Raw genomic sequence first — 16,916 nt, 5'->3', positions numbered from 1 at the left:
AAGGGCTATCATGATCGTAGGCTGGTTCGCGGTTCTTTCCATAATATTATGGGGCCTCGTGATCGACAAAGGCATCGTGGCCTGGCTCAACCGACGTTGCGATCAGCCTTTCCGAGACGGCACCGATTTTCTGTTCAGCGGTATTTTGCCGGCCCTGGCGATCGCCGGCGGCGCGGCCACTATTCTTGGCGCGTTTCATGGATTGAGATGGGAAATCGTTCTTCCCATAGTGGCTGTCTCGATGATCTGGCGGCGGCGCGATCTCGTCGCCGTTCTTTGCAACCTGGGTTCGCTGTTTCGTAAAATCGCCACTGAAACGAAAAACGGAAATCCGGTTCCGGTGCTTGCGGCCCTCACATGCCTCATACTTGGTTATGTGTGGAGTGTGCTGGCACAATTCCCGTCAGCTATTGCCGACGTGTGGGTTTTCCATATCCCTCTGGCGAACAGCATCATCGATCACGCCGGCTTTGTGTCACCGCAGATCGACCATCCCTTCTACGGCAATATTCCGCTCTTCTTCAATCTGCTGTTTGCTCTCGTCATGATGGTCAGCGGTCACTGGACCGGCGCGGCGGTCATGAATATTGCGATTTTCTTCGGATTTCTGTTCCTGCTTTCAAGCTGCGCCAGTCGTTGGCGCGCATGCGGCTTTTTTCTGGTGGCCGCTCTGATCCTCAGCATCCCCTTCTTCAGGGGCAGTGTCGGCGAACCGATGACGGATCTGGCCCGGTCGTGTTTCTCCGTCGCAGCCGTGCTTTTCCTGTGGCGTTATTTCGAAACTCGGCGGCCGGCGGAGCTCTTTCATTGCGCGCTCGTGTTAGGAGGAGCGGTCGGAGGGAAATATACCGAACTGCAAATGGTCGTCCTCATAGGGCTGATATTGATACCGATGCTTCTCAAGGGGAGGCTACCCCTGCCGCTCCTTCTGCCATGCCTTTGCGCATTTCTCGTAATCGCCGGCTATTGGTATGCGAAAAACCTGGTCGTACTCGGCAATCCGATCTATCCCTTCATGTTCGGTCACCCAGGCCTCAGCGATGCTTGGATGGCCGATTACATGCTCGAACTGGGCAGGGCCTTCGATCCCGCCAACCGACACTTTGTGACAAATCTCGCCACTCTGCAGGGTTGGCAGGACTTCCTCTATATTCTTTACGACTGGTTTCTCGAGAACAAGCCGAATGCTTTCGCCGCTCTCGCTTTAATATTGGCCGGTCTGACGGTGGCTTTCCGGCGCATCGCATTTCTCGCCGCCATCGTCTTTGCGATGTTCGTGATATGGTACACTGTCATGTTCAATCACATCAGGTGGGCAACGCCAGCCTATTTGCTTTTCTTTTCGACTGGTTTTATCGGAGCCTCTCTGGTTCGCGAAAGGCTGGATAAATGGCTTGACCGACAGGTCCTGCCGCGGATGGCTCCACTTGCGAAAATGGCTTCCTCGCCGGCATGCAGGGTCGCCAGCCCGGTGATCATTGGCTTGCTGGCCGGGGGACTCTGGATTTCCCACTGGCATCGAATGGGCGGTAGCGACTTCGACCCCGTCAAGGCGAAAGACTTCGACGTGGTGCTCGGGATGATAAGCGCCGATAAATACATGGAGAGCCATCGCGAGGCTTATTTCATGTACCGCTATATCGCAGATCATGACCTACGAACCGTGTTTCAACCTTTCGATACGGCCAATACCCTATTATCCACGGCTTACAACGGCGGCCGCGATGGCGGCTGGCAGCTGCCGCGCCACGTTCTGCCGGCGCCGGGTTCGGACATCGATGTTTTCATCAAGGACAATCATATAGCTTACTTCATCATTCCCCCCGATGCCGGGAGCGCGTTCCTCGCCGAACGCATTGGTGAAGACAAAATCGCGATGGCCAACAGCGTCATAGCCCGTATGATGCCTCGCTCCTCACTGATAGTGACGGATCGCTTCGGATGGAAGCTATACCGCTTTGACGCGGATCGGCCCTCGTGACTCCTTCTTCCCCCCGAGCATGGCTTCGCGTCGCCATACCAGTTCTGAAAGTGGCCGTGGCGCTTGGCCTCGTCATATGGATCGCACGCAGGGTCGATTTCGCAGAAGGGTGGGCAGCGGTCCGCAGCCTGCCGGTGACGACCATCTCAGTCAGCATCGTCCTGCTTCTCCTGCAGGCCCTGCTTTCGGCGTGGCGGTGGTGCCTTCTGACTGACATGATCGGGCAAAGGCTGAAGATGATAGGCGCCATGAAACTCTTCATGGAAAGTCTCTTCTACAATCAGGCTCTTCCAAGTCCCATTCCAGGCGATGCCGCCCGCATATTTGGGGCCATCAACTATGGCCTGACGATAAAGGAAGCGACGTTGGGCGTCGTTATGGACCGTATCCTCACTCTTTTCGGGCTGGCGGTCGTTGCCCTGATCGGGCTGATCATCATGCGCGCCTTTTACGGACACGCCTTTCCAATCCCCTATCTGGCCGAACTCACGGCCCTTGGCGTCGCGGGAACAGTCGCATCGGCCGTGGTCTTCAGCTGGCGTCGGCGATTGTTCATTCGCTTTCTTCCGGAAAAGCTGCACGCCCTGAGCGACGCGCTCGCGACTTTTCTGAGCCATCGGAGAACGATGGGTATATTTCTGTTGACCCTCGTCATTCACGGAGTGAGCGTCGTAACACTTGAAATCCTGGTTCGCGGTCTTGGCCTCCCGCTCGATTGGGGCCAGGCGGCAGCCGCGTTCCCGCCAGTGCTATTGATCGCCATGGTTCCCATTTCCGTCGGAGGATGGGGCCTGCGCGAAGGCGGCATGATCATTTCGCTCGCCGTGTTCGGCATCGGCACGACGGACGCCGCAACACTGTCGGTGGTTTTCGGCCTGTTGCAGCTTGTGGTCGGCTTGGCCGGTGGTGTATTCGTCCTTTCGCGTCCTCATTCGGGAAAGATCAAAGCGCTCTGAAGAGCCTTAACAGATCATATGGAGCTGCCGACATGCATGCCTTGGTAACGGGAGGGGCCGGATTTATCGGCAGCCATCTCTGCGATCGCCTTCTGGATTCGGGTTATCGGGTAACCGCAATCGACAATCTTCATCTTGGCCGCATGCGGAATATAGATCATCTGCTGGGCCGGCCGGATTTCCGCTTCCAAAAGCTGGATATGCTCGATCGCGAGGGCATGGACCAGCTCGTCGCGACGGATCGTCCTGATGCCGTTTTCCATCTCGCCGCCAATTCCGATATTGCCGCAGGCAACGCCAATACGGAACTGGACCTGCAGCTGAACCAGCTGACGACGACGACGCTGCTTGCCATCATGCGCAAGCATGGTGTCGGCAGGCTTTTCTTCGCCAGCACTTCCGCCGTGTTCGGCGAAGCCGAAGGCAACATTCACGAAAATCACGGCCCGCTGCGGCCGATCTCGTTCTATGGCGCCAGCAAGCTTGCTGCGGAAGCCTATTTGTCCGTCTATGCGCTGTCATTCGGCATCAAGACGCTCGTGCTGCGCTTTCCGAATGTGGTTGGGGAACGCTCCACACACGGCGCGATCTACGATTTCATCAACAGGCTGAGGGACGATCCGACGAGACTTCAGGTACTCGGCAATGGAATGCAGACAAAACCCTATCTCTATGTCGGTGATCTGGTGGATGCGATTCTCCTCGCATGGAACAAGGCGCCTGGCGCCTATGAGGTATTTCACGCCAGCGGCATCGGCGAAACATCTGTTCGGGATATCGCCGAGATCGTAGTCTCGAAGGTCGCGGCCGGAGCCGCTATCGAATACGGCAGCGAAGACCGTGGCTGGCTGGGCGACGTGCCGCGCTTCAGCTACGACATAAGCCGGCTTGTCGCTCTCGGCTGGACGCCGAAGCGAAGGTCGACCGAAGCCGTTGAACTCGCCGTCGAGCGGATCCTGGCGAATGGGTTCTGAAACCGCTATCCGCGAGGCAATCATCATCGCCGGGGGCCTCGGTACCCGCGCGCGCAGCATGACGGGCGACGTCATTCCCAAGGCTCTTCTGCCTCTTGATGGCGTGCCGATCATTCTCAGGCAGATTCGCGTCCTCGCCCGCGAAGGCGTTCGGCACGTCCGTGTGCTCGGCGGCCATCTCGGCAGCCAGCTTGAGCCTGCCCTTGGCCCGGAAGCCGAAAAACTCGGCATTACGATCGACGTCTTCGTCGAGAAGTCCCCGCTCGGCACGGCAGGATGCCTGACGACTTTGGACACGATCGCCGATGACGTGCTGATCGTCTATGGCGACATGCTTTTCGATATCGATCTGTCGGCACTCGCGCGTCATCGTCGGCAATTTCCTGCCGCCGTGACGATCATTGCGCACCCCAACGATCATCCGCGGACATCCGATATCGTCGTTCAAAAGAACGGCTATCTCCAGCGCCTGTTGCCCCGCAAGGCGCCACGCGATGCGGATTGGCGCAATCTCGTGCCGGCTGGTTTGTACGTGGCTTGCGGCCAGTTTTTCGAGGCTCTCGTGCCGGGGCAACCGGCCGACATGATCCATGATGTCATTCCCGGTCTCCTCGAGCGTTCCATCCCGGTCGCAATTTATGATACGCCCGAATATATGAAGGATACCGGCTCTCCGAGCCGACATGCCGCCGCGGCCGAGGATCTTCGGCAGGAACGGGTTCATGCCGTCCATCTGTCGGTTCGAAGACCCGCGGTGTTTTTCGATTGCGACGGCGTGCTCAACGAAGACGTCGGCGGCCATGGAGTCATTCATCCCGACCAGGTGAAGCTGGTCGGCCGAGCCGGCGAAGCGGTGCGGCTCGCCCGCCAGGCCGGCTTCCTTGCGGTTGCCGTAACCAACAGGCCGCAGGTCGCCAAAGGCCTGCTGGATGAAGCAGGTCTGGATCATGTTCTTGGTCGCCTGGAGGCCGAGCTTGCCGAAGACGGCGGCGTGCTGGACCGTATCTATTTTTGTCCGCACCATCCGGACAAAGGATTTCCCAACGAAGTCGCCGAACTCAAGATCGACTGCGCTTGCCGCAAACCGGGAGATCTAATGATCCGCCAGGCCATGGCGGAATTGCCGATCGAAAAAGCGAAATCCGTCATCATCGGCGACAGTTTGCGCGACATAGGTGCGGGCCGCAAGGCAGGCATCTGGGCCTATGGTGTGCGGACCGGTTACGGCCTGCGCGATGAAAAGAGCTATCCCGCCACCGAAACAGCGATTCCGCACGCCGATCTCATTTTCGACACGGTCTACGACGCCGTTCGCTTTCAATGCCAATATCAGGACATCGGGAAAGCTCTATCAGGAGTGATCGAGGAACGGCTTTCACAAACAGCAGGTCCGCTGCTTGTAAGCATATGCGGCCGCTCCCGCTCCGGGAAAAGTACGTTTGCGCATGCCGTCCAACGCATACTTTCGGAAACAAGGCGCCGGGTGCTGAGGCTGGAACTCGACCGCTGGATACTGCCGCTCGAACATCGCAGCCCGGATATGAGCGCGGAAGAGCGCAGCAGGGTCGAGCTCTATCCCGAAATCGTCAGCATGCTGCGCCGATCCGGTCAGGTCGAAGCGCCCGGCTATAACGCGGCAAGCCGTGGCCAGTTCAGGGTTACTACCACCTATGACGCGCGAGATGCCGAGGTCATCCTGCTGGACGGCATCTTTGCCGGGCACGCGTCGATCCGCGAGGAGGTCGATATGGCCGTTTTCGTCGAAGCGTCACAGCAGACCCTGCTGAACCGCTTTCACACCTTCTACGCCTGGAAAGGCCTCACGCCGGTTGCCGCCGAAGGACTCTGGCAGTCACGAATTCAGGATGAGTGGCCGAGGATCGATCTGCAGCGCCGGTCGGCCGATATTATCATCAATCTCGAGGGGGCAATCCTTTGATCGTTTCATCCGCACCTTTTCGGGTCAGTTTTGCCGGCGGCGGCTCTGATATAGCGTCCTATTACCGTCGTCAGGCTGGGGCGGTACTGTCCTGCGCGATAGCTAAGTACAGCTTCGTTATCGTGCACAACTACTTCAATGAAAACAAATACCATCTTAAATATACACGCACCGAGCTTGCCGACACACTTGAAGAAATCGCGCATCCGCTGCTGCGCGAGGCCTTGCGCATGCACAGGGTCGAGCCTGGCATCGAAGTCGCCTCCGTTGCCGACATTCCCTCCGGGACCGGTCTTGGATCATCCAGCTCCTTTTCCGTGGCGCTGATCAACGCGCTCTACGCCCACAGCTCACGCTTTGCCTCAAAGGACCAGTTGGCGGATGAAGCCTGCAAACTCGAGATTGACATCCTGAAGGAGCCGATCGGCAAACAGGACCAGTACGCTGCCGCCCATGGTGGCCTGAATTTCATCGAATTCAATTCCAACGGCAGCGTGAACGTACAACCCGTCGTCCTCAGCTCCGAAAAGATGGCTGAGCTCGAGAGCAACATCCTTCTGTTTTTCACCGGCAACCAGCGCGATACGCGTTCGGTGCTGTCGACACAGGTGCAAGCGATGGAGACGGACGAGGAAAAGTTCCGGACCGTCGAGCGCATGGTGCAGTTGAGCTACGAGATGCGCGACATCCTGATGGCCGGGGACCTTAGCGCCTTCGGCGAAGCGCTGCATCGCGGATGGATGATGAAAAGATCGCTGACCTCGAAAATCACCAACAGCGCGATCGACGAGTTTTACGAGGCGGCACGCGCTGCCGGCGCGATCGGCGGCAAGCTCGCGGGTGCCGGCGGAGGCGGCTTCCTCGTTCTCTATTGCCCAAAAGACCGCCACGCCAAAGTCCGGCAGGCCCTGTCGCAGCTCAAGGAAATCGAGTTTCGTTTTGACTGGAGCGGCGCGCGTATCGCTTTTGCACAATAGGGGGCGTGAATGGCACCGCGTCTCATCATCACCGGATCGACCGGCTATATCGGCGCAAGACTTGCGGCGTTGGCGCGTGAGCGCGGCTTCGACGTGGTTGAGTTCGGCCGACGCTCCGAAGCAAAGTGGCGCATCGGCGACGAGCCCGCCGCCTCCGATCTGGAAGGGGCTGCCGCAGTCGTTCATCTCGCGCATTCCTGGGCCACCGGGCCGGAAGCGGCCGAGGAAAGCAATATCAATGTCTCGGGCACGGTGAAATTGGCGGAAGCGGCAAAGGCAGCCGGAGTATCACGCTTCGTCTTTGCCTCCTCCACGTCATCCAGACCGGAAGCGCTGAACGTCTACGGCCGCACCAAATTCAGGATCGAACAGCATCTGGCGGGCAGCGCCGCGGCACCGATCGTTCGGATCGCGCGAATAGGGCTTGTGTACGGCGGGCCGCGCACAGCAATGTACGGTCTGATGGCGAAATTATCCGCCCTAAGTCCGCTGCTGCCGATGATAGGGCTTAGCCGAAAGGTTCAGCCCATTCATCTCGACGAAGTGGCCGCAGGCCTGTTGACGCTTGCGACGGACGAAAGCCAGCCGCCGCGGGCATTCGTGCTCGCCCAGGAGAGACCGATAAGCTTTGCCGCCTGGCTGCGCATTCTTCGCCGCAGCCAGGGCAAAGGGAACCTGCATTTCATACCGATCCCCCTCACTGCCGCCTTGCTCGCCTGCCGGATGACGAAGCTTCTGCCGCTGATCCCGACGGTCGATCCGGAGCGCGTCCTGGGGCTCGCGGGAGCCACCCCTATGGAAAGTGGTGAGAGCCTCAGGCTGCTGAAGTTGCACCTGGTTGACCCACTGGTGATGCTATCGGCGGAGCTCGGCCAGAAAAGTGGCGAGCCGTCGCAAAGCGAGGCCAAGGCTCTGCTGCAATATCTCGGCTCTGCGCCCACCGAAATGCAATTGCAACGCCTCTCCGAAGGGCTCCGCCGTGAAGGACTGGCGCCGCTCGGTCTCTCACCGACGCTGATCAAGCATCCGCGTCTGCTGGCACTGTTTGAACCACCGGCCAATCGAACGCAGCATCGCCTCGCAAGAGCCCTCTACCTCGCCGATCTCGCGATTGAACCGGAAAGGCAGCGAGACAAGAAGGCCGGGCTTTTCAACGCAATCCTGACGATATCAGGCGACGTCTTGCTCCTTCCTCTCCGCGCCCTCCTCGCCGGGAGATATCGATGAATGGGCCGGATGCCGACTTCATCATCATCGGCAGCGGGCCTGCAGGTGTTTCCGCCGCGTTCCCCCTCATAGCGGCCGGCCGCCGCGTCCTGATGCTGGATGCAGGCAATGATGTCGGGTCGCGGGATGAAAGCCGCAGCGTGCGTGTCCTGGGAGGCGACCTAGAATCGCTGCGGGCGGACGATGGCAGCTCGCCAAAACTGCAGACGCCGGTGTCGCGTGGAATTCTCGAACGCTTCCAGGGCGAGTCCGGCATAGGTGGCGTTGGATTCATGCCCATTGGCAGCCTCACTCGTGGCGGCCTCTCCAATATCTGGGGTGCGCAGATCAGCTACCTCGACGCTGACGACATTGCGAATTGGCCCATAGACATCGCTTCTCTTCAAAAATCCTACGAGCGCATATCCGAACGCATCGGGATCAGCAGGAATGCCGATTTTAAGAGGAGTGCGGAGGGCGAGTCCGTCCTGCCGCTTGGGGCGACGGCTGCCTATGTTCTTCATAGGCACAGGGTCGCAAAGCCAGCAAACGGATCGTTTCGGCTTTTTCCCGCCGTGAATGCCATACTTTCGGAATCGAGGCCGGGACGAGCGGCATGCGACCTCGGCGGTGACTGTCTCTATGGTTGCCCGAACGGGGCAATATATAACAGCAGACAGGACCTGCTTTCGTTGCGGAAATCCCCGCATTTTCGTCTGCTCGACAACATGCGGGCCGTTTCGCTGACACATAATGCGGGCTGGACAGTGAGAACGGCAGATGGATCGTCATTTTTCGCTCCAAGGATCATTCTTGCCGCAGGGGTACTCGGAACGGCCGCCCTGCTGGCGGACCACCTGCCGATTGAGGAACAGGGACTCCGTCTCTTGAATAGTCCCACGCTGGCCATTCCCCTGCTTTCCCCGCAAAGGTTGTTGCGTTCGTCAACGCCGACGCACAGCCTGGCGCAGCTCGGATTATCCCTGCGCTACGGTGACGGCATATCCGATTATGTGACGGGAGCGATTTATGAAGTGGGCTCCCTGCCCGCACAAAACTTCATCAACAGGATGCCGCTCGGCCGTAACGCGGGGCGCGCCGCGTTCGAGAGGATCGCCGGAAGTCTCCTTGTCGCCACCATTTATTATCCTGGAGATCAAAGCCGCAGCTACATCCACCGAGATGCTGCGGCGGAAAAGAGTTTGACCATTCATGGCGGCTTCGCGGAAGGCTTTGATATTCTTGCCGAAGCTTTGAAAAGAGCGCTTCGGCGTGAATGGAAACGGTTGGGACTCATTCAGCTTCCGGGCGCTTCGCTGGCGGAGCCGGGTGTCGACGCACATTTCGCCGGCACCTTACCGATGGGCGCCTCCGGCCCGTTCGGCACCTCCGCGGACGGCGAGTTGAATTTCCATCCCGGTCTCCACATCGTCGACGGCTCGATTATCCCGGATCTGTCATCGAAATATATCACGATGACGATCATGGCCAATGCCGATCGCATCGCCCATCGCCTTGCCGAAACAGAAGCAAAGCCGGCATCCTGAATCCATTCGGCTCTTCAAGCTCTCAGCTGCGGCAACGCATCTCCGGCCAATGACAGGGAGCGGTTCGTGATCGGCTTCCGAAACGGCCGAAGTATCAACGAGGCCCAAGGGTCCTGCCGGTCTTCTTCTGCGGCAAAGCGCAAGCGCCGACCAAGCTCAGGCAATGCCGCCCAGGCAGACATATTTAAGTTCGGTATATTCGTCCAACCCGTGCCTCGACCCTTCGCGGCCCAAGCCCGACATCTTGACGCCGCCGAACGGCGCTTCCGCCGTCGAGACGAGGCCGGTATTGACGCCGACCATCCCATATTCGAGCGCTTCGGCGACGCGGAAGACCCGCGACAGGTCGCGCGCGTAAAAATAGGAGGCAAGGCCGAACTCGGTGTCGTTTGCCTGTTCGATAACGTCCTCTTCGTCGCGGAAACGGAAAAGCGGGGCAAGCGGCCCGAAGGTCTCCTCGCGCGCGACCTGCATCCCGGCATCGACATCGCGCAGGATCGTCGGTTCGAAGAAGTGACCGCCAAGCGCATGGCGCTTGCCGCCCGACATGACGCCCGCGCCCTTTGCAACGGCGTCCTGAATATGGCTCTCGACCTTGGCGACGGCGTTGTCGTCGATGAGGGGGCCAAGCACGACGTCACGCTCCAGGCCATTGCCGACCTTCAATGCCGAAACGGCCGCGGCGAGCTTGTCGGCAAATGCCTCGTAGACGCCGTCCTGGACATAGAGCCGGTTGGCGCAGACGCAGGTCTGGCCGTTGTTGCGGAACTTGGCGATGATCGCGCCTTCGACCGCCGCATCGAGATCGGCGTCGTCGAACACGATGAACGGCGCATTGCCGCCGAGCTCGAGGCCGAGTTTCTTGATCGTCGGCGCGCATTGGCGGTAAAGCAGCTCGCCCGTCCGGGTGGAGCCGGTGAATGTCAGAACCCGGACGTCTCTGCTTGCGGTCATCGCCCCGCCGATTGCGGCCGCGTCACCCGTGATAATATTGAGAAGCCCCGCCGGCAGGCCGGCACGTTCTGCAAGAACGGCGATGGCGACCGCGGAGAATGGCGTCTGCAGCGCCGGTTTGAGAACGACGGCGCAGCCAGCGGCAAGCGCCGGGCCGATCTTGCGGGTGATCATCGCGTTCGGAAAGTTCCAGGGCGTGATCGCTGCGACGACGCCGGCCGGCTGGCGCAGGACGAGGATGCGCTTGTCCGGCTGATGACCCGGTATGGTCTCACCGTTGATGCGTCTTGCCTCTTCGGCAAACCATTCGATGAAGCTCGCACCATAGGTGATTTCACCTTTGGCTTCGGCGAGCGGCTTTCCCTGCTCCAGCGTCAGGATCATCGCCAGATCGTCGCGGTTTTCGATCATCAGGCGATGCCAGGTCTTGAGAACGGCGGCGCGCTCGCCGGCGGTCTTCTTCGCCCAAAGCTTCTGCGCGACCACGGCGGCCCGGATAGCGTCTTCCGTTTCCGCCGCACCGAGGTCAGGGACCGCACCCAGCACCTCACCTGTCGCCGGATTGCGGACCGTGGCCGCCCGTCGACCTTCCGCTTCGACCCAGCGATCGCCGATGGGGCAGGCTTGACGGAACAGTGAGGGATCATTCAGCTTCATGGGACAACTTTCAGCAGAATACGTGAGCGGCACCTGGATCAAAATCCAGATGGACTATATCTCCGCGATTGAGCCCGGCAATAGCCTCATGACCGAAAGGCAAGCGAACCGAAAGCGCCTCGCCTGTCGCCGTCTCTGTGGAGACATGGATGTTGTTGCCGAGAAAGGTAATATCGCTGACCGTCGCGGCAAGACCCGCGCCGGCAGCTCTCGCCCGCGACAACCGTATGCGCTCCGGCCGCAGCATCAGCGCCGCCCTTGCGCCGGAGATCCCTTTTCCATGCACCGGAATTTGGTTGAAGATGGTTCCGCCTCCGAGCGCGATCGTGGCTTGTCCATCGCAGGAAGACACCAGGTCGCATGAAATGAAGTCGCTGTCGCCGATGAACTCGGCTACGAAGCGGGTCTTGGGATTGGCATAAAGTTCGGGTCCGGTTCCGATCTGGTCGATGACGCCCTTCGAAAAGACCGCAATGCGGTCGGACAGCCGCAGCGCCTCCTCCTGGTCGTGCGTGACATAAAGGATCGTCACTTCCGTCTGCTGGTGGATGCGGCGGATCTCATGCTGGATTTCCTCCCGCAGCTTCTTGTCGAGCGCCGAGAGCGGCTCGTCCATCAGCAGCACCGGCGGATCATAAGCAAGCGCCCTAGCAAGGGCGACACGCTGCTGCTGGCCGCCGGACATTTGCGCGGGCTTGCGATCCTCGAAACCTTCGAGCCTCACGAGGCGCAGCATCTCCTTCACCTTCAAGTCGATCTCGGCCCTGGACTTGCGCCGGACCTTCAGCGGAAAAGCGATGTTTTCGCCCACGGTCAGATGCGGAAACAGCGTATAGCGCTGGAACACCATGCCGATATTGCGCTTATGCGACGGGGTGGCGAGCAGGGTTCTGCCCTCCAGCGTAATGTCGCCTTTCGTCGGGTTCTCAAAGCCGGCGAGAATGTAGAGCGTCGTGCTCTTGCCGGAGCCGGACGGCCCAAGAAAGGTCAGGAACTCGCCACGCCGGACATCGAGATTGACGTCGTGCACGGCGACGACAGGGCCGTATTCCTTGCGTATACCGCGGATCTGAAGGAATGGTTGGTTCATTGTTTCAGTACCTTACGCACGACGGCAACCAGCGCCATCAGGATGATCGTCAAGAGGATGAGAAGAGTCGAGGCTGCTGCGACGACGGGTGTCAGATCCTGCCGCAGCGTCGCCCATACTTTCACGGGCAGCGTCTGCAGGGTCGGACTTGACATGAAGATCGCCACCACGACCTCGTCCCAGGATGTCAGAAAAGAGAAGACGGCAGCCGAAAAGAGCCCATGGCTGATCGCGGGAAGCGTAACCCTGATTTTTGCTTCCAGGGGCGAAGCGCCGCAGAGCACCGCCGCGTCCTCGATGGATTTGTCGAAACCTTCAAGCGCACTCGATATGGACAGGATCGAGAAGGGCAGCGCCAGCACGAGGTGCGAAATGACAAAACCCGCCAAAGTCCCGCCAAGGCCGATTTTCAAGAAAAAGGCGTAAAGAGCGACCGCGAGAACGACGACCGGAAGGATCATCGGTGTGAGGAACAACGCCTTCAGCGCATCGCGGAACAGGAACGAACCGCGCACCAGCCCGAAGGACGTCACGAGCCCAAGCAGCACCGACAGGATCGTCACGATGACCGCAATCTTCAAGCTCGTCCAGGCCGATCCCAACCAGCGCGGATCGGCAAAGAGTTCGCTGTACCATTGGAACGTCCAGCCGGGCGGCGGAAAGATCAGCCACTGCGAGGAGCCGAAGGAGAGCGCTGCGATGAACACGATCGGCAGCAACAGAAAGGCGGCGGTCAGAAGCGTGATCGCCAGGAGCACGTATTTCCACCAACCGAGACGGTCGAGATTGAGCAGCATCTCAACGTCCTCCCGGATTCTGGCTGCCGAAGAAGCGCAACTGCACAGCATAAAGCGACAAGGTCACCACCAGCAGAACCAAGGCCGCGGCACCGCCCATCCCCCAGTTGACCAGCGACTGTACGAACTGCGCGATCAGCTCCGCGAGCATCATATTGGCAGTGCCGCCGAGAAGCGACGGCGTGACGAAATAGCCGAGCGACATGACGAAGATCATGAGGGCGCCGGCGGCCATGCCGGGCATTGCCAGGGGCAGGAGAACACTGGTCAGGCACTGCCAGCGATTGGCGCCGCAAAGGGCGGCCGCCTGCAGGATCGACGGATCGATCTTCTTGATCACGCCGTAGAGCGGCAGGATGATGAAGGGCAGCATGATATAGGTCATGCCGATCGTCACGCCCGTGAGATTGTTGACAAGTGCGAGCGGCTGGTCAATCAGGCCCATTGCAATCAGCATCTTGTTGATCAGCCCGGTCCGCTGCAGCAGGACCATCCAGGCATAGGTGCGGGCCAGCAGATTGGTCCACATCGACAGGAGCAGGATCGCAAAGATCACCGAGGTCACCCGACCGGGCATGATCGCCAGCGCCCAGGCGACGGGAAATCCGATCAGCAGCGATATGACCGTGACGAAACCCGAGACGATGAAGGTATTGACGAAAATCTTGAAATAGGTCGCCGACCCGATCAGCTGCGCATAGTTTCCAAGCCCCGGAACAGGTTCCAATACGCTTCGCAGCAGCAAGACCACAACCGGCACGACGAAAAAGATCGCCACGAAGGCCAGAGCCGGAACCACCCCGCCAAAACCTGTTGCCCTGCGCGCCTTTTGCAGAGGCATGATTGCGCCAGAGGCATCGCTATATGTCGACATGACAGTCCTTCCCACCCGTCAGTTCCACAGGCGTCGTCCGAAAAGGAGTACCGCTGCGTGAGGTACGGCGAAAATTTCGCCGTACCTGTTCATATGGAGCTCAGCCTATTTTGCCTGCCAGGCGTACCACTTTTCGCCGATGGCATCGCGGTTGTCGGCCCAATAGTTCATATCGGCATTCACCTGGCTTGCTGTCTGCTGGTCCGGCAGCGTCTTGGCTGTTTCCGGGTCCATCAGCTTGGCCGAGTCAAGATTGATCGGCGCATATCCGGTGGCTTTTGCAAGGGCTGCCTGAGGTTCGGCCGAGGTTGCCAGCGCAATGAACTTCATCGCAGCCTCGGCATTCGGCGCGCCCTTCGGCACGACCAGCGCATCCGCAGCGGTGATGTTCTGCTCCCAGGACGTCTCCACCTTGATGCCGGTCGCAGCAAGCGCCGTCATACGGCCGTTCCAGACGCTGCCGAAGGGCGCCTCGGCGGAGGCCAGGAGCTGCTGCGACTGGGCGCCGCCCGACCACCAGATGATATCGGACTTGATCGTGTCGAGCTTCTTGAAGGCGCGGTCGAGATCGAGCGGATAAAGCTTGTCGGCAGGTACGCCGTCGGCAAGCAGCGCCGCTTCGATCACGCCGGGGGCCGACCACTTGTAGAATGTACGTTTTCCCGGAAACTTCGCGGTGTCGAACAGGTCAGCCCATGTCTTCGGGCAGGCTTTGACGGCATCGGCGTTGCAGCCGATGACGAAGGAATAATAGAAGCTGCCGACCGAATAATCGGTGACGAAACGCGGATCGAGCTTGGACTTGTCGATGATGGAGAAGTCGAGCTTCTCGAGCTGGCCGTTCTTGCCGGCCTGGGCGGCGTAATCGCCCTCGACGTCGACGACATCCCAGTTGACTTCGCCGGCCTCGACCATCGCCTTGAGCTTGCCGTAATCCGTCGGCCCGTCCTGCACGACGGTGATGCCGGTCTTCTCGGTGAACGGGCTTGCCCATGCGGCCTTCTGCGCGTCTTGGGTCGTTCCCCCCCAGCTCGAGAAAACCAAACTGTCGGCCTTGGCCGGGGCGGATGCCACCACGAATGCGGCAACTGCCGCGAAAGCAAATGTTGTTTTCATGTTCCCTTATCCCTGTTCTGGTTTGTCCTACGGGTATGCCTTATGCCGTCAGTGCGCCTCGCCCTTGGGAGAAAAGCTTGCTGGCTTCATAATCTTGTTTTCCGCCACCTCGATCAGGTCGCGGATCTTCGGCAGGAAGGCCTGCCAGCGGGGGTCGGCCAGAAGCCGCTGGCGTCTCGCCTCGCGGTCGTCGAGGCTCGCAAAAGCCCAGATGTGGACGATCTCGTTGATCGTGCCGATCTCGGAGAAGAAGTAGCCGACGAGCGTGCCGAGATGGCTCTTCTGGATCTCGATCCCCTCTTCCTCGACGACTTTAAGGTATTGCGGAATGGCGCCGTTCTTCAGCCGATAAGTCCGGATTTCGTAGAACATGGCGCTACCTCATCACGAAAGGATCGGGGATCGGATCGTCTGAGGTCCTCAGCCAGATCGTCTTGGTGCGGGTGTAATCGAGTGCTGCGGCCATGCCGCCTTCCCTGCCGTGGCCGGACAGGCCGAAACCACCGAACGGCGCGATTGGCGATACGGCCCGATAGGTATTGACCCAGACGATGCCGGCGCGGATGCCCTTCATCAGCCGATGCGCCCGGGTCAGGTTCTGGGTGAAGAGGCCCGACGCCAGACCATAGCGGGTATCATTGGCAAGCTTCAGCGCCTCGGCTTCCGTTCCAAACGAGACAACGGAGAGAATCGGGCCGAAAAATTCCTCGACCAGCGAGGGGGAAGCGACATGATCGCAATCCAGAATCGTCGGCGCGAAGTAAAAGCCTTCGCCATCGATCTTGCGTCCGCCGGTGACGAGACGGGCGCCGCTTTCGATCGACTTTTCGACGAGCGCGCCGATATTGTCCTGCTGACGCTTGGTGGCGAGCGGGCCGACCTCGGTCGCCATGTCAAGCGGCGGGCCGATGCGGATCGCCTCGGCCTTCTCCCGCAGCAGGGCGACAAATTTGTCCTTCACGCTGCGTTCGACGATGAGGCGCGAGCCGGCAACGCAGCTCTGGCCTGTTGCCGCGAAGATGCCGGCGACCTGAGCGTTGGCCGCACTTTCGAGGTCGGCATCGGCAAAGACGATGAAGGGTGACTTGCCGCCGAGTTCGAGCGAGGTCGAGGCGAGGTTTTCGGCCGAGTTGCGAACGACGTGCCGGGCGGTTTCTGGACCGCCGGTGAAAGCGACATGCGCTACCTTCGGGTGACGGCCGAGCGCTGCGCCGCAGGAGGCGCCGAACCCGGTGATGATGTTAACGACGCCGGCGGGAAAGCCTGCCTCGTGGACGAGACGCGCAAATTCGAGAAGCGGCGCCGGCCCGTCTTCCGACGCCTTGACCACCATGGTGCAGCCGGCCGCGAGCGCCGGGCCGATCTTGACTGCAGACAGGAAGAGCTGACTGTTCCACGGCACGACCATGGCGACGACGCCGATCGGCTCACGGCGGATCCAGACATCCATATCAGGCTTGTCGATCGGCAGGTAGGAGCCTTCGATCTTGTCTGATATGCCGGCATAGTAACGGTAGTATTCGGCGACATAGGCGATCTGCGCCGATGTTTCGCGGATGATTTTGCCGGTGTCGCGCGTCTCCAACTCGGCGAGTATCTTAGCGTTGGCGGCAACGAGGTCAGCGAGCTTGTAGAGCAGCTTGCCACGTTGCGTTGCCGTCAATTTCCCCCAGGGACCTTCATAGAGCGCCCTCTCGGCAGCGTTCACAGCCCGGTCGACATCACCCTCGCGCGCTTCGGGCATATTAGCCCAGGCTGCGCCGGTGGCCGGATCGATGCTCGGATAGGAAGCTTCGCCATCAGAGAATTCGCCGTCGATGTAATGCTGGAAACGCCGCATGATCCTAC

General features: G+C 60.0%; 14 protein-coding genes. 7 read left to right on the top strand and 7 right to left on the bottom strand.

Going from position 1 to position 16,916, the window contains the following annotated elements:
* The first annotated feature begins 10 nt into the window (after positions 1–10).
* Genes FFR93_RS31340 through FFR93_RS31310 form a run of 7 tightly spaced genes read left to right on the top strand, consistent with a single transcriptional unit; the run spans position 11 to position 9,580 of the window.
* Complete coding sequence (locus FFR93_RS31340; RefSeq protein ID WP_138396051.1) at positions 11–1,981, top strand: hypothetical protein; 1,971 nt, start codon at positions 11–13, stop codon at positions 1,979–1,981.
* Entirely contained in the window at positions 1,978–2,937 is a 960-nt protein-coding gene (locus tag FFR93_RS31335) for a lysylphosphatidylglycerol synthase transmembrane domain-containing protein (protein WP_138396050.1), read from the top strand. The genes FFR93_RS31340 and FFR93_RS31335 overlap by 4 nt, the downstream gene beginning before the upstream one ends.
* Positions 2,938–2,969: 32 nt before the next feature.
* Entirely contained in the window at positions 2,970–3,911 is a 942-nt protein-coding gene (locus tag FFR93_RS31330; protein WP_138396049.1) for an NAD-dependent epimerase/dehydratase family protein, read from the top strand.
* Complete coding sequence (locus tag FFR93_RS31325) at positions 3,901–5,850, top strand: HAD-IIIA family hydrolase (protein WP_138396048.1); 1,950 nt, start codon at positions 3,901–3,903, stop codon at positions 5,848–5,850. Before FFR93_RS31330 ends, FFR93_RS31325 begins: the two co-directional genes overlap by 11 nt.
* Positions 5,847–6,827 carry a GHMP kinase gene (locus FFR93_RS31320; protein ID WP_138396047.1) on the top strand — a complete coding sequence of 327 codons (981 nt, stop codon included), beginning with the start codon at positions 5,847–5,849 and terminating at the stop codon, positions 6,825–6,827. The genes FFR93_RS31325 and FFR93_RS31320 overlap by 4 nt, the downstream gene beginning before the upstream one ends.
* Before the next feature lie 9 nt (positions 6,828–6,836).
* Positions 6,837–8,054 (top strand): NAD(P)-dependent oxidoreductase, encoded by a 1,218-nt coding sequence (locus tag FFR93_RS31315; RefSeq protein ID WP_138396046.1) that lies wholly within the window; start codon positions 6,837–6,839, stop codon positions 8,052–8,054.
* A complete protein-coding gene (locus FFR93_RS31310; RefSeq protein ID WP_138396045.1) occupies positions 8,051–9,580 on the top strand; it encodes an FAD-dependent oxidoreductase in 1,530 nt (509 codons plus the stop codon). Before FFR93_RS31315 ends, FFR93_RS31310 begins: the two co-directional genes overlap by 4 nt.
* A gap of 156 nt (positions 9,581–9,736) precedes the next feature.
* On the opposite strand, the gene FFR93_RS31305 is transcribed toward FFR93_RS31310, so the two are convergent.
* The 7 genes from FFR93_RS31305 to FFR93_RS31275 form a co-directional block, all read right to left on the bottom strand.
* Positions 9,737–11,191, bottom strand: a complete 1,455-nt coding sequence (locus FFR93_RS31305) for an NAD-dependent succinate-semialdehyde dehydrogenase (RefSeq protein WP_138396044.1) — start codon at positions 11,189–11,191, stop codon at positions 9,737–9,739.
* A 10-nt stretch (positions 11,192–11,201) separates the two neighbouring features.
* On the bottom strand, positions 11,202–12,281 hold the full coding sequence (locus FFR93_RS31300) for an ABC transporter ATP-binding protein (RefSeq protein ID WP_064712981.1): 1,080 nt from the start codon (positions 12,279–12,281) through the stop codon (positions 11,202–11,204).
* Entirely contained in the window at positions 12,278–13,078 is an 801-nt protein-coding gene (locus FFR93_RS31295; protein WP_138396043.1) for an ABC transporter permease, read from the bottom strand. The genes FFR93_RS31300 and FFR93_RS31295 overlap by 4 nt, the downstream gene beginning before the upstream one ends.
* A gap of 1 nt (position 13,079) precedes the next feature.
* Entirely contained in the window at positions 13,080–13,952 is an 873-nt protein-coding gene (locus tag FFR93_RS31290) for an ABC transporter permease (protein WP_138396042.1), read from the bottom strand.
* A 105-nt stretch (positions 13,953–14,057) separates the two neighbouring features.
* Complete coding sequence (locus FFR93_RS31285; RefSeq protein WP_138396041.1) at positions 14,058–15,068, bottom strand: ABC transporter substrate-binding protein; 1,011 nt, start codon at positions 15,066–15,068, stop codon at positions 14,058–14,060.
* A gap of 48 nt (positions 15,069–15,116) precedes the next feature.
* Positions 15,117–15,440 carry an NIPSNAP family protein gene (locus FFR93_RS31280; protein WP_064709370.1) on the bottom strand — a complete coding sequence of 108 codons (324 nt, stop codon included), beginning with the start codon at positions 15,438–15,440 and terminating at the stop codon, positions 15,117–15,119.
* Positions 15,441–15,444: 4 nt separating this feature from the next.
* Positions 15,445–16,908: an aldehyde dehydrogenase gene (locus FFR93_RS31275; RefSeq protein WP_138396040.1), complete on the bottom strand. Its 1,464-nt coding sequence runs from the start codon at positions 16,906–16,908 to the stop codon at positions 15,445–15,447.
* Between the last annotated feature and the right edge of the window lie 8 nt (positions 16,909–16,916).

Source organism: Rhizobium sp. MHM7A, assembly GCF_005862215.1.
Lineage (GTDB): Bacteria > Pseudomonadota > Alphaproteobacteria > Rhizobiales > Rhizobiaceae > Rhizobium > Rhizobium bangladeshense.
This window is presented reverse-complemented; position numbering and strand designations above follow the sequence as displayed.